The sequence below is a fragment of the Hansschlegelia sp. genome (genome assembly GCF_035538955.1).
Classification (GTDB): domain Bacteria; phylum Pseudomonadota; class Alphaproteobacteria; order Rhizobiales; family Methylopilaceae; genus Methylopila.
On the sequence record NZ_DATLJK010000015.1, the window covers coordinates 554,726 to 573,299 of the forward strand.

Annotated in this window: 19 protein-coding genes and 1 tRNA gene; 11 read left to right on the forward strand and 9 right to left on the reverse strand. The window is 72.2% G+C overall.

Going from position 1 to position 18,574, the window contains the following annotated elements:
- Positions 1 to 78: 78 nt before the first annotated feature.
- Positions 79 to 1,038 carry a 4-hydroxy-3-methylbut-2-enyl diphosphate reductase gene (gene ispH / locus VM780_RS14675; protein WP_325448591.1) on the reverse strand — a complete coding sequence of 320 codons (960 nt, stop codon included), beginning with the start codon at positions 1,036 to 1,038 and terminating at the stop codon, positions 79 to 81.
- A 164-nt stretch (positions 1,039 to 1,202) separates the two neighbouring features.
- Here ispH and VM780_RS14680 point away from each other — a divergent pair, with 164 nt between their 5' ends.
- The gene (locus tag VM780_RS14680; RefSeq protein ID WP_325448593.1) at positions 1,203 to 1,850 is read left to right on the forward strand and encodes a hypothetical protein; all 648 of its coding nucleotides are present in this window, start codon (positions 1,203 to 1,205) and stop codon (positions 1,848 to 1,850) included.
- 93 nt (positions 1,851 to 1,943) lie between these two features.
- Positions 1,944 to 2,020, forward strand: a tRNA-Met gene (locus VM780_RS14685).
- A 112-nt stretch (positions 2,021 to 2,132) separates the two neighbouring features.
- Here the strand turns inward: VM780_RS14685 and VM780_RS14690 are convergent.
- The 3 genes from VM780_RS14690 to VM780_RS14700 are packed head-to-tail and all read right to left on the reverse strand — an operon-like array spanning position 2,133 to position 4,353.
- Complete coding sequence (locus VM780_RS14690) at positions 2,133 to 2,963, reverse strand: extracellular solute-binding protein (protein WP_325448595.1); 831 nt, start codon at positions 2,961 to 2,963, stop codon at positions 2,133 to 2,135.
- Positions 2,936 to 3,652 carry an ATP-binding cassette domain-containing protein gene (locus VM780_RS14695; RefSeq protein ID WP_325448597.1) on the reverse strand — a complete coding sequence of 239 codons (717 nt, stop codon included), beginning with the start codon at positions 3,650 to 3,652 and terminating at the stop codon, positions 2,936 to 2,938. Before VM780_RS14695 ends, VM780_RS14690 begins: the two co-directional genes overlap by 28 nt.
- Positions 3,652 to 4,353: an ABC transporter permease gene (locus VM780_RS14700; RefSeq protein WP_325448599.1), complete on the reverse strand. Its 702-nt coding sequence runs from the start codon at positions 4,351 to 4,353 to the stop codon at positions 3,652 to 3,654. Before VM780_RS14700 ends, VM780_RS14695 begins: the two co-directional genes overlap by 1 nt.
- A gap of 65 nt (positions 4,354 to 4,418) precedes the next feature.
- Between VM780_RS14700 and VM780_RS14705 the strand changes: the two genes are divergently transcribed.
- Positions 4,419 to 5,339: a substrate-binding domain-containing protein gene (locus tag VM780_RS14705; RefSeq protein ID WP_325448601.1), complete on the forward strand. Its 921-nt coding sequence runs from the start codon at positions 4,419 to 4,421 to the stop codon at positions 5,337 to 5,339.
- 58 nt (positions 5,340 to 5,397) lie between these two features.
- Here the strand turns inward: VM780_RS14705 and glp are convergent, their stop codons facing one another.
- Genes glp through VM780_RS14725 form a run of 4 tightly spaced genes read right to left on the reverse strand, consistent with a single transcriptional unit; the run spans position 5,398 to position 10,268 of the window.
- Positions 5,398 to 6,651: a gephyrin-like molybdotransferase Glp gene (gene glp / locus VM780_RS14710; RefSeq protein ID WP_325448603.1), complete on the reverse strand. Its 1,254-nt coding sequence runs from the start codon at positions 6,649 to 6,651 to the stop codon at positions 5,398 to 5,400.
- On the reverse strand, positions 6,635 to 7,192 hold the full coding sequence (gene mobB / locus VM780_RS14715) for a molybdopterin-guanine dinucleotide biosynthesis protein B (protein ID WP_325448605.1): 558 nt from the start codon (positions 7,190 to 7,192) through the stop codon (positions 6,635 to 6,637). Before mobB ends, glp begins: the two co-directional genes overlap by 17 nt.
- A complete protein-coding gene (locus tag VM780_RS14720) occupies positions 7,189 to 9,168 on the reverse strand; it encodes a molybdopterin biosynthesis protein (RefSeq protein WP_325448607.1) in 1,980 nt (659 codons plus the stop codon). Before VM780_RS14720 ends, mobB begins: the two co-directional genes overlap by 4 nt.
- Positions 9,165 to 10,268, reverse strand: a complete 1,104-nt coding sequence (locus tag VM780_RS14725) for a molybdopterin-binding protein (protein ID WP_325448609.1) — start codon at positions 10,266 to 10,268, stop codon at positions 9,165 to 9,167. The genes VM780_RS14720 and VM780_RS14725 overlap by 4 nt, the downstream gene beginning before the upstream one ends.
- 188 nt (positions 10,269 to 10,456) lie before the next feature.
- Between VM780_RS14725 and VM780_RS14730 the strand changes: the two genes are divergently transcribed.
- Positions 10,457 to 11,734 carry a c-type cytochrome gene (locus VM780_RS14730; RefSeq protein WP_325448611.1) on the forward strand — a complete coding sequence of 426 codons (1,278 nt, stop codon included), beginning with the start codon at positions 10,457 to 10,459 and terminating at the stop codon, positions 11,732 to 11,734.
- Here the strand turns inward: VM780_RS14730 and VM780_RS14735 are convergent.
- A complete protein-coding gene (locus VM780_RS14735) occupies positions 11,670 to 13,730 on the reverse strand; it encodes a 4Fe-4S binding protein (protein WP_325448812.1) in 2,061 nt (686 codons plus the stop codon). The genes VM780_RS14730 and VM780_RS14735 overlap by 65 nt on opposite strands.
- A gap of 195 nt (positions 13,731 to 13,925) precedes the next feature.
- Here VM780_RS14735 and VM780_RS14740 point away from each other — a divergent pair, with 195 nt between their 5' ends.
- From VM780_RS14740 to VM780_RS14770, 7 genes are all read left to right on the forward strand, one after another.
- Positions 13,926 to 14,663, forward strand: coding sequence for a biotin/lipoate--protein ligase family protein (locus tag VM780_RS14740; protein WP_325448613.1), 738 nt, complete (start codon positions 13,926 to 13,928; stop codon positions 14,661 to 14,663).
- A complete protein-coding gene (locus VM780_RS14745; protein WP_325448615.1) occupies positions 14,660 to 15,226 on the forward strand; it encodes a DUF6505 family protein in 567 nt (188 codons plus the stop codon). The genes VM780_RS14740 and VM780_RS14745 overlap by 4 nt, the downstream gene beginning before the upstream one ends.
- Positions 15,223 to 16,233, forward strand: coding sequence for a DUF6352 family protein (locus VM780_RS14750; protein WP_325448617.1), 1,011 nt, complete (start codon positions 15,223 to 15,225; stop codon positions 16,231 to 16,233). The genes VM780_RS14745 and VM780_RS14750 overlap by 4 nt, the downstream gene beginning before the upstream one ends.
- A complete protein-coding gene (locus tag VM780_RS14755; protein WP_325448619.1) occupies positions 16,233 to 16,766 on the forward strand; it encodes a DUF3305 domain-containing protein in 534 nt (177 codons plus the stop codon). Before VM780_RS14750 ends, VM780_RS14755 begins: the two co-directional genes overlap by 1 nt.
- Entirely contained in the window at positions 16,763 to 17,497 is a 735-nt protein-coding gene (locus VM780_RS14760) for a DUF3306 domain-containing protein (protein ID WP_325448621.1), read from the forward strand. The genes VM780_RS14755 and VM780_RS14760 overlap by 4 nt, the downstream gene beginning before the upstream one ends.
- A gap of 111 nt (positions 17,498 to 17,608) precedes the next feature.
- A complete protein-coding gene (locus tag VM780_RS14765) occupies positions 17,609 to 18,250 on the forward strand; it encodes a TorD/DmsD family molecular chaperone (protein ID WP_325448623.1) in 642 nt (213 codons plus the stop codon).
- Positions 18,251 to 18,330: 80 nt separating this feature from the next.
- Positions 18,331 to 18,573 (forward strand): formate dehydrogenase, encoded by a 243-nt coding sequence (locus tag VM780_RS14770; protein WP_325448625.1) that lies wholly within the window; start codon positions 18,331 to 18,333, stop codon positions 18,571 to 18,573.
- The last annotated feature ends 1 nt before the right edge of the window (position 18,574 follow it).

An 18,574-nucleotide genomic window follows, 5' to 3' on the forward strand; every position in this document is an offset into this window, starting at 1 on the left:
GGACCGGGGCTGCTTACGGGCTCGAGACCCCGTCCGCAACGCCGGCGGCCGCCGGGTCGCGCCGCATCGCGGGCCGCGTCACTCCGCCGCCGGGCGAAGCTCTCGCGGGAGCGGGAAGAACACGTTCTCGTCCGCCGTCGAGACGGTCTCGACCTCTACCGCGTAGCGCGCCGCGAAGGCGTCGATGATCTCTTCGACCAAAACCTCCGGCGCCGAGGCCCCGGCGGTGACGCCGAGGGTGCGGATGCCGCCGAACTCGCTCCAGTCGATGTCGTCGGCGCGGGCGACGAGCCGCGCCACCGGGCAGCCGGCGCGCTCCGCGACCTCGCGCAGCCGCTGCGAGTTCGACGAGTTCGCGGCGCCGACCACGATCAGCGCGTCGCAGTCGGGGGCGACGCGTTTGACCGCCTCCTGCCGGTTGGTGGTGGCGTAGCAGATGTCTTCCCGGTGCGGCCCGACGATGGCCGGGAAGCGCGTCTTGAGCGCCGCCACCACGGCGGCGGTGTCGTCGATCGAGAGCGTCGTCTGCGTCACATAGGCGAGCTCGCGGCCCTCCGGGACGCCAAGCGCGGCGACGTCGGCCTCGGTCTCGACCAGCAGCACGGCGCCGTCGGGCAGCTGGCCCATCGTGCCGACGACTTCAGGATGGCCGGCATGGCCGATCAGCACCACGAGCCGGCCGCGGCGAAAATGCACCTCGGCCTCGCGATGCACCTTGGTGACGAGCGGGCAGGTGGCGTCGATCGCGATCAGGTTGCGGGCGCGCGCCGCCTCCGGCACCGACTTGGCGACGCCATGCGCCGAGAACACCACGGGGGCGTCGCCGTCCGGCGCCTCGTCGAGCTCCTCGACGAACACCGCGCCTTTGCGCTTCAGCGCATCGACCACATAGCGATTGTGCACGATCTCATGGCGCACATAGACCGGCGGACCGAACCGCTCGAGCGCGGCCTCCACGACGTCGATCGCCCGCACCACGCCGGCGCAGAAGCCGCGCGGCGCGCAGAGCAGGACCTTGAGGGGCGGCTTTGCTGTCATCGGGAGATCGCTCGGCTGGCGGCGCGTCAAGGGCCGGTCGGCTGTCCCGGAGATGGCGACCCGGCCGGCGCGCTGTCAAGCCGCGAGCGCCTTTCCAAGCTCGTGGGGCGGTTGCTATAACGCTCAGCGCCGCGGTTCGGCGGCGCCAGTCCGGGGGCATGCGTATGCGTCGCGTTCACGCAATCCTGGCGAAGACCGCCCGCGCCGGGGCGGCTGCGGCCTGCCTCGCCGCGCTCGCCGCCTGCAGCACAGTCGGCGGCGACGCCGACGCCGGCAAGCCCGCCCAGAAGAGCGAGGGCTTCGCCACCAAGCTGCTGCTCGGCAACGCCAATCCTCCGCCGGTCACCCCGCCGGAGGATCTCGCGATCAAGCGGCAGTGCCCGCCGGTCGAGGTGCTGCAGGGCGCCGCGGCTTTTCCGGTCTACGATACGCCGGGTTCGACCGACCCGTTCGCGCTGCGCTACCAGGCGACGCTCGCCGACACGGCGCGGGAGTGTTCGAGCCTCGGCGTCGAGGCGGGTGTGCGGATCGGCGTGGTCGGCCGCGTCATCCTCGGCCCGAAGGGCGCGCCGGGCGCGTTCCGGCTGCCGCTCAGGGTCGCGATCGTCGACGACCAGAACCGTCCGGTCTACTCGCAGAACCACCTGATCGACGTCACAGTCCCGGCCGGCCAGACCCAGGCGGACTTCTCGCATATCGAGGACAACATCGTGGTGCCGATCCCGGAGAACCGCTTCGCGGGCTGGCGCATCCTGGTCGGCTACGACCCCGCCGGCGCGACGCCGTCGCGCGCGCCCCGCGCCAAGCGCTGAACGGCGGACGGCGCGGCGGCTTCCGGCGCGCTTGACACCCTTCGGAGCCCCTCCTTATATCCGCCCGCCCGCGGAACGCCGCGCACGCGCCGGGGCGGAGTAGCTCAGCTGGTTAGAGCAGCGGAATCATAATCCGCGTGTCGGGGGTTCGAGTCCCTCCTCCGCTACCAACGTTTTCTAGCAATCCGTCGTTCTGACCGGCCATGGACGGAGTTTGCGGCGTCGGCTGTCGAGCGGCCACACCGCCTGGCTGCAGGACGACGCCCTGGACGCCTGGGCCCTCTAGGATCCCTGGGCGTTTGGAAAGAACAGCTGCTCGCCGCCGATCTTGTAGGCGGCGATCGCGTTCTGGCCGTCTTTCGAGATCAGCCAGTCGACGAAGGCCTGGCCCTCTTTGACCTTCACGGTCGGGTGCTTTTCGGGGTTAACCAGCATCACGCCGTACTGGTTGAAGAGGCGCTTGTCGCCTTCGACAAGGATCGTGAGGTCGCCGCGGTTCTTGAACGAGAGCCACGTGCCGCGGTCGGCCAAAAGATAGGCGTCGCTGGCGGACGCGGTGTTCAGCGCCGGGCCCATGCCCTGGCCGACGTCGCGGTACCAATCGCCCCGCACGGCCGCGAGGTCGACGCCGGCGTTCTTCCAGAGGCGGAGCTCGGCGTTGTGCGTGCCGGAGCGGTCGCCGCGCGAGACGAAGGGCGCCTTGGCGGCCGCCAGCTTGCGGAACGCCCCCAGCACGTCGAGGCCCTTGACGCCCGCGGGGTCGTCCTTCGGGCCGATCAGCACGAAGTCGTTGTACATGACGTCGTGGCGCGCCTTGGCGAACCCCTCGGCCAGGAACTTCTCCTCCGCCGGCCGGTCATGGACCAGAACCACGTCGGCGTCGCCGCGGCGCGCGACGTCGAGCGCCTGGCCGGTGCCGAGGGCGACCACCTTCACCTCGATCCCGGTCTTCTGCTTGAACAGCGGCAGGATATGCCCGAACAGGCCGGACTGTTCGGTCGAGGTCGTCGAGGCGACGACGATCGAGGCCGGCTCGGCCCGGACGAATTGCGGCCCAAGCCCCAGCGCGGCGATCAGGCCGAACGTCAGGACGCCGCGGCGAAGAATGTCCAAGGCAGTTCTCCCTTGATGTAGGCCTGCGCTTCGGCCGAGCGCGGCGAGGTCAGCGCCAGGCGGGTCGGCCCGTGTTCGACGGCGCGGCCGCGCGACAGCACGACGACGTCGTCGGCGAGCCGCATGACCTGACCGAGATTGTGGGAGACCAGCACGACCTTGGCGCCGCGACGGCTGATCTCGCCGACCAGCCCCTCGACGAGCTCGGTCGCGGCCGGATCCAGATTGGCGGTCGGCTCGTCGAGCAGCAGGAGGTCCGGCTCGGTCGCCCAGGCGCGGGCGAGGGCGAGGCGCTGCTGCTCGCCGCCCGACAGCAGCGTCGCCGGATGTTCGGCGCGGGCCGACAGGCCGAGGCGGTCGAGCGCGGCGCGAGCCCGCGCCTTCCGCTCCGCGCGCGCAAGCCCGAGCGGCGACAGCGCCAGCTCGACATTGGCGGCGGCGCTGGCGCGCACCAGGACGGGCCGCTGGAACACGAAAGCGCGCCGCGGGGGCTTCGCGCCGGAGATCCGCACCGAGCCGGCGACGGGCGCCACGAGGCCGTCGATCACCCGCAGCGTCACGCTCTTGCCGGCGCCGTTCGGGCCGATCAGGGCGGTCACGCCGCCCGGCGCGAGCTCAAGGCTCAGGCGGTCGAGCACGGTCTTGCCGCTGAACGCGACCACGACGCCGTCGAGCGTGATCGCTGCCATCACGCCGCCCCATAGGCGCGCGCGGCATAGCCGCGGAGCGCGGAGGCGGCGGCGTTGACTGCCACGACGAGGCCGATCAGGACGAGGCCGAGGGCGAGCGCGAGGCTGAGATCGCCTTTCTGCGTCTCGAGCGAGATCGCAGTCGTCATGGTGCGGGTGTAGCCGTCGATGTTGCCGCCCACCACCAGCACGGCGCCGATCTCCGAGATCAGGCGGCCGAAGGCCGCAAGCGCCACCGTCACCAGCGAGAAGCGCACGTCGTAGATCACCACGGCGGAGCGCCGGGCGGCGGAGAGGCCGAGCGACCGCAGCTGCGGCCCGAGCTGGGCCTCGGAATCCGCCACGATCTGGCGCGTCAGGGCGGCGATCAGGGGCGTCGCAAGCACGGCTTGCGCGACCACCATGGCGGACGGGGTGAACAGCAAGCCCGCGGCGCCGAGCGGCCCCGAGCGCGACAGAAGCAGGTAGATGAAGAGGCCGACGACCACCGGCGGCAGGCCCATGAAGGCGTTCAGCAGCGCGACCGCCGCCGCCCGCCCGGGAAACCGCGCCACGGCGACCAGCGCCCCGAGCGGCACGCCGAACAGCAGGCCGATCCCGACCGCCGCCAGGCTGACGCGGAGCGACAGGGCCGCGATCGAGATCACGCCGCGGTCGAGCGTCGCCAGCCGCAGGATCGTTTCGTTGAAGGTTTCAAGCATGGACGCCGGGCTCCGCTCCCAATGATATGGAGCGTTCAGACAGATCAATAGGAAAGGGCGTGCATATGAGGGTGCATTTACGCCTCGACGGTGAATTCCGCGTCGGCGATGAGGCGATCGCGCTTGCGGCGACGCTCTCTCTGCTGGACGGGCTCGATCGCACCGGCTCGCTCCAGGGCGCGGCGAAGCGGCTCGGCGTTTCATACCGCTCCGCCTGGGGGCAGGTCGCCCGGCTGGAGACCGTCCTCGGCCGCGCCGTGGTGCTGAAGACCAAGGGACATGGCAGCGCCCTGACCGCGTTCGGCTCCGAGTTACGCGAAACTCTCGCCGCCGCATTCGAGCGGATCGAGCCCGCGCGCGCGGCGGAGGAGGCGGCGCTGGACAGGCGCCTCGCCGCGCTTCTCGGCTCCGCCGAGACGCGACTGCGCGTCTGCGGCAGCCACGATCCGCTGCTGCTCTCGGTGGTCGCGCGCGTGTCCGGCGTCGAGTTCTCCGTCGCCGGCAGTATGGACGCGCTGGCGAAGCTCGCCGCAGGCGGGGCGGACGCCGCGGGCTTCCACTACGGCTCGGAAGGCGAGCCGCCGCCGCCGCTCGATGCGCTCTTCCGGGACCCGGAGCTGACGGTCCAACCGCTGTTTCGCCGGGAGCAGGGGCTGATGTTCGCGCCCGGCAATCCGCTCGGCATCCAGGGCATCCCTGACCTGGCGAGCCGGCGCGCCCGCTTCGTGAACCGGCAGCGCGGCGCCGGCACGCGCATCTGGTTCGAGCGGCTTTGCCGGGAGGCGGGCGTCGCGGCCGACGACATCTTAGGCTTCCACACCGAGGAGTTCACCCATCAGGCGGTCGCGGCGCTGATCGCCTCAGGCGCGGCGGATTGCGGCATGGGCACGCGCGCGGCGGCCGAGGCCTTCGGCTCGATTTCGAGCCGCTCGGTTGGGAAATCTACTTCCTTGCGGCGCGCGCCTCGGTTCCGGCCGAACGGTTAGCGCCGCTGATCGGAGCGGCGCGTTCCGCGGCTTGCGGGACGCCTGGCTATGGCCCGCCTCACCAAAGCAGCCCGTGAGGATAGAAGGCGATCATGTCGCCTTCCGCGACCCGCGTGACGTCGTCGGCAAGCTCCGCGAGGCCGTCGCTTTCGGTGAGCGAGGTCAGCACGCCCGCGCCGTCGCGCGGAAATTTGTGCGCGTCGGTGACGCCGTCAGCCCCTGGCGCCAGGCTGACGCGGACGAATTCGCGCCGGCCGGACTTCTTGCGGTATGGGAACGCGGCCCGCACCAGGCGCGGCGCGAGCGGCTCGTGCAGCGCGCCGCCGAGCCGCGCCATCAGCGGGCGGACCACGAACAGCATCGTGACGTAGACCGCCACCGGATTGCCTGGCAGGCCGACGAACGCGGCCCCGCCGACGGCTCCCATCGCGAGCGGCCGGCCGGGTTTGATGCCGAGCCGCCAGAACACCAGCTGGCCCGCGGCCTCGACCGCCGCCTTCACGTGATCCTCCTCGCCGGTCGAAACCCCGCCGGACGTCAGGATCAGGTCGTGGTCGCGCGCCGCGTCGGCGATGCGCTCGGTCAGCATGAGCGGGTCGTCGCGTAGGACGCCGAGGTCGCTGACCTCGGCTCCGAGCCGGCGCAACAGCGCGCCCAGCATGGCGCGGTTTGAATCGTAGACGGCGCCCGGCGGCAGCGGCTCTCCCGGCGCGACGAGCTCGTCGCCGGTCGAGAACAGCGCCACCCGCAGGCGTGTCCTAACCGGCAGGCTGGCATGGCCGGTCGCTGCGGCGAGCGCGACGTCCTGCGGGCGCAGGCGGCGGCCGGCCGGGATCGCGACCGCGCCGGCGGCGATGTCCTCGCCGGCCGGGCGCATATTGGCGCCGGCCTTGAGGCCCTGCGGAAGGGCGACCCGGCCGCCTTCGAGCCGGACATCCTCCTGCATGAAGACCGTGTCCGCGCCGGGCGGCATCGGCGCCCCGGTGAAGATGCGCGCCGCGCCGTTTATGGCCTGGGCGTCGCCGCCCGAGATGCGGGCCGCGATCCGCGCCGTCACCGGCAGCAGCGTCTCGCCCTCCGCGGCGAGCTCGGCGTGGCGGACCGCGTAACCGTCGACGGCGGAATTCGCGAAGGGCGGGACGTCGTTCCGGGCGAGGATGTCCTCGGCCGCGATGCGGCCGTCGGCGAGCGCGAGCGGGACCGTCTCGACGCCGGCCACCACCGGCAGCCGCTCCTGGATCAGCGCCAGGACCTCCTCGATCGTCATCAGCCTGCCGCCGAACGCGAAGCAGTCGTCAGCGAGCTGCGCCATGCGCGCCTCCCGTCCGAAGGCGCGCCAAGGTGGCGTCGAGCTGCTCGGCGCTGGCGATCAGCAGATCCGCGACGGCGACCATGTCGTCGAGCGGCACCACGGGAACCGGCGCGTCGGGAAAGGGCTCGTCGCTCGCGACGCCGAGGATGCGCGGGTCGTCGGGATGCAGCGGGGGCCGCCCGTTCGCGGCGCGGAACACCTCGATCTTGGCGTGGACGTCGCGCTTGAAGCCTTCCACGATCACGAGATCGGCCGCAGTCACCTTGCCGAGAAGCTCCGCCAGCGTCGCCTCCGGGCCGTCCCCGACCTCATGGATCTGGGCCCAGCGCCGCGCCGAGGAGATGATCACCTCGCTCGCGCCGGCCTGCCGGTGGAGGAAGGAATCCTTGCCGGGCTGGTCGAGGTCGAAGGCGTGATGCGCGTGCTTCAGCGTCGCGACCCGCAGACCCCGCCGGACCAGCAGGGGGATCGCCTTGACCAGCAGCGTGGTCTTGCCCGCGCCGCTCCATCCGGCGAGTCCGATGACGCGCGGGCCGCTCATGAGCCCGCGGCCGGCGAAAAGCCGAGCGCCCTGAGCGCGACCGACGTCTCAGGCTCGGACAGGACGTCGAGGAAGATGGCGAGCGCCTCGGATTTCACGCCGGGCGCATAGGCGAAGTCGTAATGCTCTTCGGTGAGCGGCAGGAAGCCGAGCCCGTAGGCCTGCGCGACGCTCGATATGGCGACCCCCCAGTCGGCGCGGCCTTGGCGCACCGCCGCGGCGACCGCGTTGTGCGAACGCGGCTGGTTCCAGAAGCCGGGGGGCCTGGCGTCGCCGATGAGGCCGTCGACCAGCGCGCGGGTGCCCGACCCGGTGTTGCGGTTGACCATCACGGCGGTCTCGTCCGCGATCGCCGCGGCCGCCGCCTCGGCCGCCGAACGACCTTCGAAGCGCTCGTCGCCCGGCCGGAACACGATCCCCTGCAGGCGTCGCCAGCCTTGCGCCAGCGCGAGCCCCTGGCCGAGGAAGGGCGCATTGTAGCGGCCGGTTTCCGGATCGAGCAGGTGCATGGCGGCGAGGTCGCATTCGCTGCGCTTCAGCGCCGCGAGCCCGCCGGCCGAGCCGACCCAGACGGCCCGCGCCCGAACGCCTCGGTCGGCCAGAATCCCGATGACGCGGTCGAGCCCGACGCAATGGCTTCCGATGATGGTGAGGTCCGGGGGCCGCACCCCGGCGCCGAGCCGGATGACCGAGACCGTCTCGCCGGCTTCAAGACCGGCGCGGTTCGCCGGAATGGAGAAGTAGCCGTCGGCCTGCGAGAACGCCGTGACCGAACCCGAGCCCTTCGGCAAAGGCAGCGCGACGAGCCCGTCCGGCGCATGCGCGAGCGACGCCATGACGAATTCGGTTCGGCCGAGCTCGGACGCGGTGCGCTGGGGCAGCGTGGCTTCGATCGCCTGTTCCTCGCGTGGCGGCAGCCCTGCGAGCGCCCGCACCAGCGGCGCGACGAACTCATGGAAGGTGAACATCGCCGAGGTCGGGAAGCCCGGCAGCACCACGATCGGCTTGCCCCTGGAGAGCGCCAGACAGAGCGGCTTTCCGGGCTTGAGCGCGACGCCGTGCACAAGCACGCCCGGCGCGCCGAGCCGCGACAGGATCCGGTGCGACACGTCCCCCGCGCCCTTAGAGGTGCCGCCGGACAGCACCACCAGATCGTGGGAGTCGATCGCACCCGCGAGGGCCGTCTCAAGCGCCGCCTCGTCGTCCCGGACGATGCCGAGCAGGTGCGGCTCGCCGCCATTCTCGGCGACCGAAGCGGCGACGATCGCGCCGTTGGAATCGTAGATGGCGCCGGGCCGCAAAGCCTCCCCGGGTGCGACGAGTTCGTCTCCGGTCGAGAGCACCGCGACCTTCGGCCGGCGCACCACCGCGACCCGCGCAAGCCCGCAGGCGGCCAGCATGCCGATCTCGCGCGCGGTGATCTGCGTCCCCTTGCGCAGCACCGTCTCGCCCATCGCCATGTCGGCGCCCGCATAGCCGACGAACTGTCCGGGCCGGGCCGCCTGGGCCAGATCGATCGTGAGCGCTTCGCGGTCGAGTTCGGTGTGCTCCACCATCGCGACGGCGTCCGCTCCGCGCGGGATCACGCCGCCGGTCGCGATCGGGGTCGCGGTCCCGGCGGCGACGGCGAGCGACGGCGCGACGCCGCAGGCGAGGATTTCGTGGTTCAGGCGAAGCCGGCGCGGCGTCGCTTGGCTCGCGCCCTCGGTGTCAGCGGCGCGAAGCGCAAAACCGTCCACCAGCGCCCTGTCGAAGGGCGGCACGTCGATCGGCGACGCCACGTCGACCGCAAGCACGCGGCCGAGAGCCAGGCCGAGATCAACCTGTTCGGAGGACAGAGCCTGGTGGGGAACGGCGGTCCGGAACCGCTCAAGCGCCTCTTCGCGGCTGGCGACCGTCAGGAACTGTTCCTGCCGGGAGGCGGCCGCGAGACGGTCGAGAAAGGCGTCGTCCCTCGCGGGATGATGCTCGGTCAAAGCGGCGTCACCTCGATTTCGGCGCGCTCTGGATAGCCTTCCCGACCGGGGTTGACCAGAACCGCGCCGTCCGCCCGCAGGAGCTGCGCGATCGGCAGCCCGGCGCCTCCGAGCGGCTCTGCGCCGCCGGCCACGCGGCGCACGAACACCACCTCCGCCAGCCCGATCGTCGAGGTGATCTTTCGCGTCAGCAACGCGCGCTCGGCCGCCGGCTCCTCGGCGCCGGACAGCATTCCAAGGAGGGGGCGCAGAAGCGTGATGAACACCGCCAGAGCGGCTTCGGGGCGTCCGGGCGACAGCAGCACGGGCCGCCCGGCGGCGGCGCCGACGCCGGCCGTCTCACCGGGCCTCAGGGCAAGCCCGTGGAGCATCAGATCACCGGCTGTTTCGAGCGCTTCCGCGCTTCGATCGGTGCGCCCCTCGCCGGTGCCGCCGACGACCAGAATGGCGTCGGCGCCCGCCGACCCGATCGCCTCCGCGATCCGCTCCGCGTCATCGGGGACCGCGACCGCCTCGACCAAGGCGCCCGCCGCCGCGCTCATCGCGGCCAGAGCGGCCGAGAGGGCGTCGGCCATGGCGGGGGCGGGAGCGCCGGTCATGATCAGGCGCAGGCGAGGCGACCGGATCGCGATCGACGCGACGCCCGCCGCCGCAAGCCCCGCATGGCGCATCGGCGTCAGGCGCTCTCCGGCCGCGAGCAGCAACGCCCCCGCGCGAATTTCGTCGCCGATCCCGCGGACGCCTTCGAGGGCAGGGGCGTCCTCCACGATCTCGCGCCCGACGAGCGCTTCAGGCGGCAGAACGACGTCGGCGTCGTCCGGCAGCGGCGCTCCGGCCTCTACCCAGACCGGCGGCCGCCGCGGCGTGACCGGCGCGTAGGGAGAAGCGCCGGTGACCAACGCCGCTTCGACGGCCCAGCCGTCGCGCAGCGCGGTGCGGCAGGCGGGGACGTCTGCGGGCGCCAGCGCGTCTGCCGCCGAGACCAGGCCGATCGCGCCGGCGAGCGACGTCGTTCGGGGCGCAACCGGCGCGGCCAGGCGGGCGAGAAGCGCAAGCGCCTCGTCGAGCGGCGCGAGCGCGCGGGAGGCCGCTCTGCTCATGCGCTGCGCGCGCTGCCGGCGGACGAGGCGGATCGGGGAGGGGCGGCGCGCGAGATCATCGCCAAGCGATGCGTCATGGCGGCCCGATGATCAAGGCCGCGCCCGCGGGGCGCGCGGTCGGCCGGGATCGTCTATGCTCGCCCCGACCGCATCAGCGAGACGACGGCACGGTGCGAACGAAGCGCGTAATGCTCTGGCTGCTGGCGGCGGCCCTCCTGCTGCTCGGCGCGCCGGCCGAGGCGCAGATGCGCGGCCATGGCGGTCCCGTGCGGGCGGTCGCGGTCTCGCCGGATGGCCGGACGGCGATCTCGGGCGGCTTCGACCAGACAGCGATCCTCTGGGATATAGACGCCGGCGTCGCCCGCAAGGTGCTGCGCTTCCACGATGGCGCGGTGAACGCAGTCGCGGCGCTGCCGGACGGAGATTTCGCCACCGCGTCGGAGGACGGACGCATCGCGCTCTGGACAAGCGCCGGCGGGGAACCGGTCCGGGTCATCTCAGCTCACAAGGGTCCGATCGCCGGGCTTGCGGTCTCTGCCGACGGGTCCTCGCTGGCCTCCGCTTCCTGGGACGGGACGGCCCGGGCGTTTCCGCTGGCCGGCGGCGCGGAGCGCGTGTTCAAGGGCCACAAGGGTCCGGTCAACGCGGTCGCCTTCCTGCCCGACGGGCGGCTGGTCACCGGAGGCTACGACGCCACGGTCCGGATCTGGCCGCAGGCGGGCGACGCGGCCGCCCCCGCCGTGGCCCAGCTGCCGTCGCCGGTGAATGCGCTCGCGGTCGCGCCGGACGGCGAGATCGCAGCCGCAGGGGCCGACTTCACGCTCCGGTTCCTGGCGTCGGACGGGACGGTCCGGACCGAGGTCGAGATCGCGCCTGCGCCCGTCATCGCGCTCGCGATGTCGCCCGACGGCGTGCGGATCGCGGCCGCGACCGCCGGCGGCGCGGTCGCGATCGTGGAGCGCGCGACGGGACGCATCCTGAACAGGCTCGTAGGCCCCGGGCTGCCGGTCTGGTCGCTCGCCTGGCGGCCGGGCGGCGCCGAGATCGTCACCGGCGGAAGCGACCGGCTGGTGCGGCGCTGGAGCGCCGAGACGGGCGAGACCCTCGGCCCTACAGCCATGTCCCAGCTCGCCGATCCGCTCGCCGAATATGCCGGCGACCGCGGCGCGGAAGTGTTCCGCGCCTGCGTCGCCTGCCACACGCTGAAAAGCGGCGAGGGCGAGCGCGCCGGTCCGAGTCTCGCCGGCGTGTTCGGGCGCCGGATCGCGACCGCGCCCGACTACCGCTATTCCGAGCCGCTCCGGAAAATGGACATCGTCTGGAACGAGCGCACCATCGCCGAACTCTTCGAGGTCGGTCCCGCGCGCTACACGCCCGGAACGAAGATGCCCGAACAGCGGATCACGAGCGCGGCGGATCGGGAAGCGCTGGTTCAGTTCCTTCGGAAGGCGACCGAGTCGCGTTGAGCTGCGGCTCGACCGGCGCTGCGCGCTCGCGCAGATAATCCTCCGTGGTGCGCGGCCTCGCGCGCTGAGGCGCGGCGTGCGGATCGAAACCCTCGCTCAGCGCGGCCCCGACGCGGCAGTCGTCGCACATCTGCAGGATGCGGATCCGCCGTTCGCCTTCCACGCCGGCGAACATCCAGTGCCGGCCGTGGAGTTTCTCCATCACCCGCTCGATCGTGCTGCGCGTGCCGAAGGGCTTCGCGCAGACGACGCATTCGAACGGCTCCTCCTCCTTCAGCGTGCGGCGCGGCGCGGCCCAGGCGTCGAAGTCGATCTGCGGCTTCAGGCTGATGACGTTTTCCGGGCAGGTGGCCGCGCACAGGCCGCACTGCACGCAGAGGTCTTCTTTGAACGTCAGCTGCGGCCGTTCCTGATTGTCCGAAAGGGCCTGGGTCGGACAGGCGCCAACGCAGGCGAGGCAGAGCGTGCAGGCCTCGGTGCGGAATGCGAGGCCGCCGAACGGCGCGCCGGCCTCGAGCGGCACGAAGGCCGCGGGCGCCGGCGCCACCGCGTGCATCTGGCGCAGCGCGAACCGGAACGTCTCGCGCTTGCCGCCGAACGGCATGAAGCTCGCCGGATTGGGCGCCGGCGCGCCGCGCGCGGCGCTGGCCACCGCGGCTGCGAGCAGGTCGGGATCGTCAGCCGAGATGATCGAGACCGGGAGCGCTCTCCCCTGGCCCGCATAGCCCTGCGCGACGGCCAGGGCGTTGGCGAGCGCGACGCCGCGCTCAAGGCTGTCGAGGTCGTGCTTCGGCCGCGCCCGGGTCAGGACATGGGCGCCCGCCGCCCCATAGGCGAACAGCGCCGCAAACTGCTCCGGACCGATCTGCGTGACCTCGTTCACCTGAACCGGCAGCACGTCGGCGGGCAATCCCTCGCCGTAGCGGGCGAGCGCGTGGATCAGCGGCTCGCCATGGTCCCTGTCATGGAACAGGACCATGGCCGCCCGGCCGCCGGCCGCGTGATAGCCGAGCAGCATCGCCCGCAGCCGCCGCATCAGCGCGTCGGCGGTCGGCAGCGCATAGCCGGCTGCGCCGGTCGGGCAGACCGAAGCGCAGTTCCCGCAGCCGGCGCAGACGTAAGGATCGATCGCGACCGAATCGCCCGCCGGCGAGATCGCGCCCGTCGGGCAGACCTCGAGGCAACGGGTGCAGCCGGTGATCCGCGAGCGCGAATGCGCGCAGATCCCGGCGTCGAGATCGACATAGCGCGGCTTGTCGAAGGTCCCGACCAGATGGGAGGCCTCCGCGACCGCGCGCTCGACGGCGGCGGGATCGCGCGGATCGGCCCTGAGGTAGCCGGCCCTGACCTCATGGGCGGGAAACAGCGGCGCCGCGCCGGAGAGGTCGACGATCAGGTCGCAGGCCGACGTCGCGCCGTCGCGCGGGGCGCCGAAGACGAGCCGCGCGCGGGACGACGGCGCCGGCTGGGCATAGTCGTCGACCTTCACCTGGAAGGCGCCGAGATGTCCGGCCGCGTTCCGGATCGTGCCCCGGAACACCGGAAAATCGTAGCGCAAGGGCGGCGCGACGTCGCCGGGCCGGCTGAGCAGGACCGTGACGTCGAGATGCTCGGCGAGCCGCTTTGCGGCGTCCAGCGCGCTCTCGTCACGCCCATAGACGAGCGCCACCCCCTGACTTTCCAGCGATACCATCGCGGCTTCAGGCAGCGGCTCGGCCGCCCCCGCCAGCAGGCCGGCGATCTTCGGCCCGGCCCGACGCGCGTCCGCCGACCAGCCGGCGTTCTCGCGGATGTTCACAAAGGCGACGCGATCTTCGGCCCCGAGTTCGGCCGCGACCTCCCCGAACAGGGGCGCCTGAAGCGTGCACGGAACAGTGATCGGGGCGCCGCCCGCAGCGGCCTCGCGGAAGCGATCCAGCTCACGGCCGCAGAGCTGGTCGGCGGTTCTCAGCGTCCCCCCGCAGGCCGGCGCGATCGCCGCTTCGTCGAGCGGCATCGTCTTCTCGCAGGAACAGGCGAACACGATACGGTCGGTCACGGGTGCGGCGGCGTCCCAGGTTCGACGCGCGCCCCTTCGCGGAGCGCCAAGCGTCCTCTATACTTTGAAGCGTTCGAAACTGCGATCCGATATCGGCATCAGGGGTCTGGGCGTGTCCGCAGTCTGCAATCAACCCCGACGCGGCCGCCGCTCATGACGCTGCTCGCGCCCAGCCGGCCGGCCTCGCGCCTCACGCTGCCGCCGGTTTTTTCGCAAGCCGAAGCGGCCGCGGGCGAGGACGCCTTCGCCGCCGCGCGACGGATGGCCGGCGTCGCTGGGGCGGGCGCGTTCGTGGTCACGGACCGGGACGACGTCATCGATTTCGCGGTCGTGCTGGCGCCGGACGAACCGCTCGCCTCCGCCCGCCGGGCGCTGTTCGCCGGGATGCTGGCGCTCGCCGAGGCTGTCGGGGCGGCCGGACCGGCGGAGATGCCGGTCGCGATCGCCTGGCCGGACACGCTGCTCTATGACGGCGCGCGACTCGGCGGCGGTCGGCTCGGCTGGCCGCAGGATTGCTCCGAGCAGGCGGCGCCCGACTGGCTGGTCTTCGGCGCCATGCTGATCGCCTCCAAGGCCCATGCCGGGGACCCCGGCCTCACCCCGGGCTCGACCTCACTGGAGGAGGAGAGCTTCGGGCCGGGCGCCCGCGAGCTCATCCTCGAGAGCTTCGCGCGCAATCTGATGAAGGCGTTCGAGATCTGGACCGAAGACGGTTTCGACGCGCTGGCGGCGCGGTTTCTCGGCTACATGCCCGAGCCGCCCGGACGGCCGCGGCGGATCGACCTGAACGGCGACTGCCTGGTCGGCCCGGATGGCGAGCGGCTTGCGCTCGCGCCCGCGCTGAAGGCCGTCCGCTGGCGGGACCCCGAGACCGGAGGCGTGCGGCTGTGACCGCCCTCAGGCTCCCCCGCACGATCCGCTTCGATCCCTCCGACACTTTCGTGTTCGAACGTGCGGCCGAGCCTGGCGAATGGGCGGTGCCGGGCTCGTTCCTGTTCTGGGACCAGGACGTCGCCGCGCTTGCGGGCAAGCAGCGCGCGGCCTTCCGGGCGGGCTTCGTCGGCGTGCGCTCGCTCGGCTTCTCGACCCTGGTGGTGATCGTCGAGGCGAGCGAGGCCGAACGCGACGAGGCTGTGGAGGATCTTGCCCGCCACATCCATGAACGTCTCGGCGCGCCGGATCTGGAGACAGCCCGGGCGGCTGCGCGCGAGGAGGTCGAGGTCGCGGCCTCGCTGTGTCGGCCGGCGGTCGGAACCCTGATCGCCATGCACCGCACCTCGGAGGAGGGCGAGATCCGCGAATCGTTCAGGACGCTGCGCCGGCGCGCGCCCGGCGAGGACAGGCTGCACGCCGGGCTCCGCGCCTTTCGCCTCATCGAGGCTGACGATGAGGAGCAGCCGGAGGAGCATGTCGACCTGCTCGCCCTCCAGCGCGCCGGGGAGGCGCGGCGATGACCGAGTTCTGGGTGTCGAGCGGCCATCATCTGGCGCAGCGGACGGAAGGCGGCGGCCTCGCCGTCACAGACGAGTTGATCCTCGCCTATCTGGCGCGCCCGGAGCTGGCGCCGCCGCCGGAAGCCTGCGCCGCCGAGCGCGCGCTCTACGCGGCGCTGCTGGCCGAGCCGCGGCGGCCCGTCGCGCCGCAGGAGGTTGCTGCGATCGAGGACGCGGACGCGCGCGAGAACTGGGAGGTGATGCTCGCCTTCCGCGACCGGCTGCTGGCCGCCCGCTCGATCGAGGCGGCCTATCTCGCGCTGGTCCGGGAGGGCCTGCAGGGCGTGCCGTCGCTGTTCGTCAACCAGCTCGTCCATCTGATCCTGCGCAATGCGCTCGACGGCTGTGACGATCCTTACGTGCTGCGCGCGGCCGAGCTCTTCTTCCGGGAACAGCGGGTGACGCGGCTCGACGGCGCGACTCTGCTCGCCGACGCCGAGATCATCGCCGCGCGCGAGGGGACGGCGCCGCTCTCGCCGCTCGTCGCCATGCTGGGGCAGGAGGCGGCGCACGAGCTCGACGTGCTCAACGACGAGAACGCCTGGAGCTACTGGAGCCGCTCCGACGCCTTCACCATGGCGCTCAACCTCGGCTCCAGCGCGAAGAGCCGCGCCGGTCTTGCGACGGTGATCGAGGTCTGGATCAGGCATCTGCTCGACGTCGAGGTCCGCGTCGCTCCGCTCGACCGGCTGGAGGACCCGGACTGGCGCTGGTTCGTCGGCCTCGACGCGGAGGCGACCCGCATCGGCAACGCGCTCTGGCGCGGCGAGGAGATCGCGGCGCATGAGCAGGAGCGGGTGATCGGGCTTTTCAGCCTGTCCTTCGCCGATGCGCGGGACGTCGACAGCCGGATCGGCGACCGACCGTTGTCGCTGCTGCTTGCGATGACCCCCGAGAAGAGCCTGCGCGTAAAGCCCCACAACCTGATCGCCGGCCTGCCGCTGGCGTCGAACAGGGCGGCGGCCTAATGGACGGCGCGCCAGGCCCAGCTCCCGCTCTGCCGGACAGCCGCTTCGAGATCGGCGTCATCGTCGCGCGGCGGCGTCTCAAGGGCCCATGGGCGAGCTACGCCTGGCTCCCAGTCGCGGCGCTTCCGGCCGCCCCGGAGGCCGCGCCCTGGACCAAGCTCGCCGAGGACGAGGACGGCGAGACCTTCTTCGCCGGCGTCCATGAACTGTCGCTCCATCCGGCGGAGACGTCGCATTACCGCGACAACCTCGTCATGGACCCGCCGAAGCTCTGGATCCTTCTGCGCGAGGATGGCGAGGGCTGCTCGGTCGCGGCCGTCACGGCGGACCCCTATGAGGGGGAGGCGATGGCCGAGGGGAACGGCGAGGTCGTGGAGGCCGTGCCGATGCCCCGCGAGCTGCAGGCGAAGGTGCTGGCCTTCGTCGAAGCCTTCCACGTCGAGCGCAAGTTCGAGAAGCGGAAGCGCGACCGCGCCGATCCCGAGGCGTTGGCGCGCGGCGGCCACAACCGGTCTGGCGGAGGGGAGCAGTGAGCGGCGATTTCCTCTCCCGCTGGTCCCGGCGGAAGGCCGAGGCGGCCGCGCCTTCTCCGCAGAAGGAGACATCGCCGGCGCCCGAGCTCGATCCGAGCAGCGAGATCGCCGAAGAGGCCGCGCCGCCGCTCGACTCGTTGAGCGCCGAGCCGGCTGAAGCGGTCGCCGAGATCACAGCCGAGGAGATCGCGGCGCTGCCGCCGATCGAGGAGCTGAGCTCGACCAGCGACCTTGGGCCGTTCCTGCGCGCCGGCGTGCCGGCGCTGCTGCGCAACGCTGCGCTCCGGCGGATGTGGACGGTCGATCCCGCGATCCGCGACTTTCTCAACGACGCCCGTGAATACGCCTACGACTGGAACACGCCCGGCGGCGTGCCGGGGCTCGGACCCTTGCTGCCGACAGACGACGTAAAGGCCTTGGCCCGCTGCGTCTTCGACGGCCGTGGCCGGCGCGCGGAAGCGGAGGAAGAAAGCGCCGCCGGCCTTGAGGGGCCTCCGACTCAAGAGCCTTCCGCGGCCGCGGATGCGGCGTCCGACTCGCTCGCGGCGGAGCCGCCGGATCTCCAAGAGGTGCCGGTCGCGCGGGCGGACGCCGCGCCCGGCGCGGCGGTGCCCGCCGGCGAGGCCGCGCCGGCTGATCTGCGCCCGTCGCGCCCGCCGCAGGCGCCGGATCGCGCCGCCGAGACGGGGCCGCGCCGGTTTCGGCGTCATGGCGGCGCCACGCCCGCCTGACGATCGCGCGCCACCCGAAATCGTGATTGCGCAAGTTTCGAACGCTTCTTATCATGCCTCAAAACAAGGCTAAAAACGGAGCCCCGTCAGGGGCTTTGGGGAGCGGACCAAGTGGGTGCGGCCGAGTCGGACGCCCGGGTGCCAGGCGAAGCGGGGCTCGCCGCGCTGCCTTGCGGGCATGTCGACGACGTCGATCAGCTCCGCGCTCGGCACTACGATCTGCTGGCCGTCCTTCTGGGCCGCGCGCCGGACCAGCCATTGCTGGACAGGCTGGCCCGCCTCTCCGGGGATGACAGCGCGCTTGGCCGGCTTACGGCGAACCTCGCCCGCGCCGCCGCACAGACCGACGCAGCGGCGGTCGAGCGCGAATTCTTCAACCTCTTCATCGGCGTCGGGCGGGGCGAACTGCTCCCCTACGGGTCCTATTATCTGACGGGCTTTCTCAACGAGCGGCCGCTGGCGCGGGTCCGCGGCGACTTCGCCGCGCTCGCGATCGAGCGACAGGAACTCGCGAGCGAGCCGGAAGATCACGTCGCGGTGCTGTTCGAGGCCATGGCGGGTCTCGCGGCCGGCCGCTTCGACGCCGGGCCCGGCGAGGAACAAAGATTCTTCGAGCGGAATTTACAGCCTTGGGTCGAGCGGTTTCTGGCCGATCTCGAGACGGCGAACGCCGCCCGTTTCTATCGCTCGGTCGGCGCGCTCGGCCGGGCCTTCATCGAGATCGAGGCGGAAGCGTTCGCGATGGATGCGTGAGGTCCTGCGCGTTGCGGCGTGAACCGCGACGCGCTCCCTGCAATGCGCCGGCGCGAGCGGCCCGAGGAGGAGTGAGGACGATGGGGCAGGATCGGAACCAGGGGCTTGGACGCCGTCAGTTCTTCCGCGCGCTCAGCGGCGGCGCGGTAGCGACCGCGGCCGCAGTGGCGTCTCCGATGGCGGCGACCGAGGCGCAGGCCTACGACCCCGGCAATGAAGAGACCAAAGCGCGGTACCGGGAGAGCGATGACGTGAAGGCGTTCTACCGCACCAACGCCTACGAGACGCTGCCCAACAACGCGTTCAACGCCAAGAGCAAGTGAG

Coding starts and splice junctions, on each gene's coding strand:
- ispH (WP_325448591.1), bottom strand. CDS start 1,038: ATGACAGCAAAGCCGCCCCTCAAGGTCCTGCTCTGCGCGCCGCGCGGC.
- VM780_RS14680 (WP_325448593.1), top strand. CDS start 1,203: ATGCGTCGCGTTCACGCAATCCTGGCGAAGACCGCCCGCGCCGGGGCG.
- VM780_RS14695 (WP_325448597.1), bottom strand. CDS start 3,652: ATGGCAGCGATCACGCTCGACGGCGTCGTGGTCGCGTTCAGCGGCAAG.
- VM780_RS14700 (WP_325448599.1), bottom strand. CDS start 4,353: ATGCTTGAAACCTTCAACGAAACGATCCTGCGGCTGGCGACGCTCGAC.
- VM780_RS14705 (WP_325448601.1), top strand. CDS start 4,419: ATGAGGGTGCATTTACGCCTCGACGGTGAATTCCGCGTCGGCGATGAG.
- glp (WP_325448603.1), bottom strand. CDS start 6,651: ATGGCGCAGCTCGCTGACGACTGCTTCGCGTTCGGCGGCAGGCTGATG.
- mobB (WP_325448605.1), bottom strand. CDS start 7,192: ATGAGCGGCCCGCGCGTCATCGGACTCGCCGGATGGAGCGGCGCGGGC.
- VM780_RS14725 (WP_325448609.1), bottom strand. CDS start 10,268: ATGAGCAGAGCGGCCTCCCGCGCGCTCGCGCCGCTCGACGAGGCGCTT.
- VM780_RS14730 (WP_325448611.1), top strand. CDS start 10,457: ATGCTCTGGCTGCTGGCGGCGGCCCTCCTGCTGCTCGGCGCGCCGGCC.
- VM780_RS14735 (WP_325448812.1), bottom strand. CDS start 13,730: ATGCCGCTCGACGAAGCGGCGATCGCGCCGGCCTGCGGGGGGACGCTG.
- VM780_RS14740 (WP_325448613.1), top strand. CDS start 13,926: ATGACGCTGCTCGCGCCCAGCCGGCCGGCCTCGCGCCTCACGCTGCCG.
- VM780_RS14750 (WP_325448617.1), top strand. CDS start 15,223: ATGACCGAGTTCTGGGTGTCGAGCGGCCATCATCTGGCGCAGCGGACG.
- VM780_RS14755 (WP_325448619.1), top strand. CDS start 16,233: ATGGACGGCGCGCCAGGCCCAGCTCCCGCTCTGCCGGACAGCCGCTTC.
- VM780_RS14770 (WP_325448625.1), top strand. CDS start 18,331: ATGGGGCAGGATCGGAACCAGGGGCTTGGACGCCGTCAGTTCTTCCGC.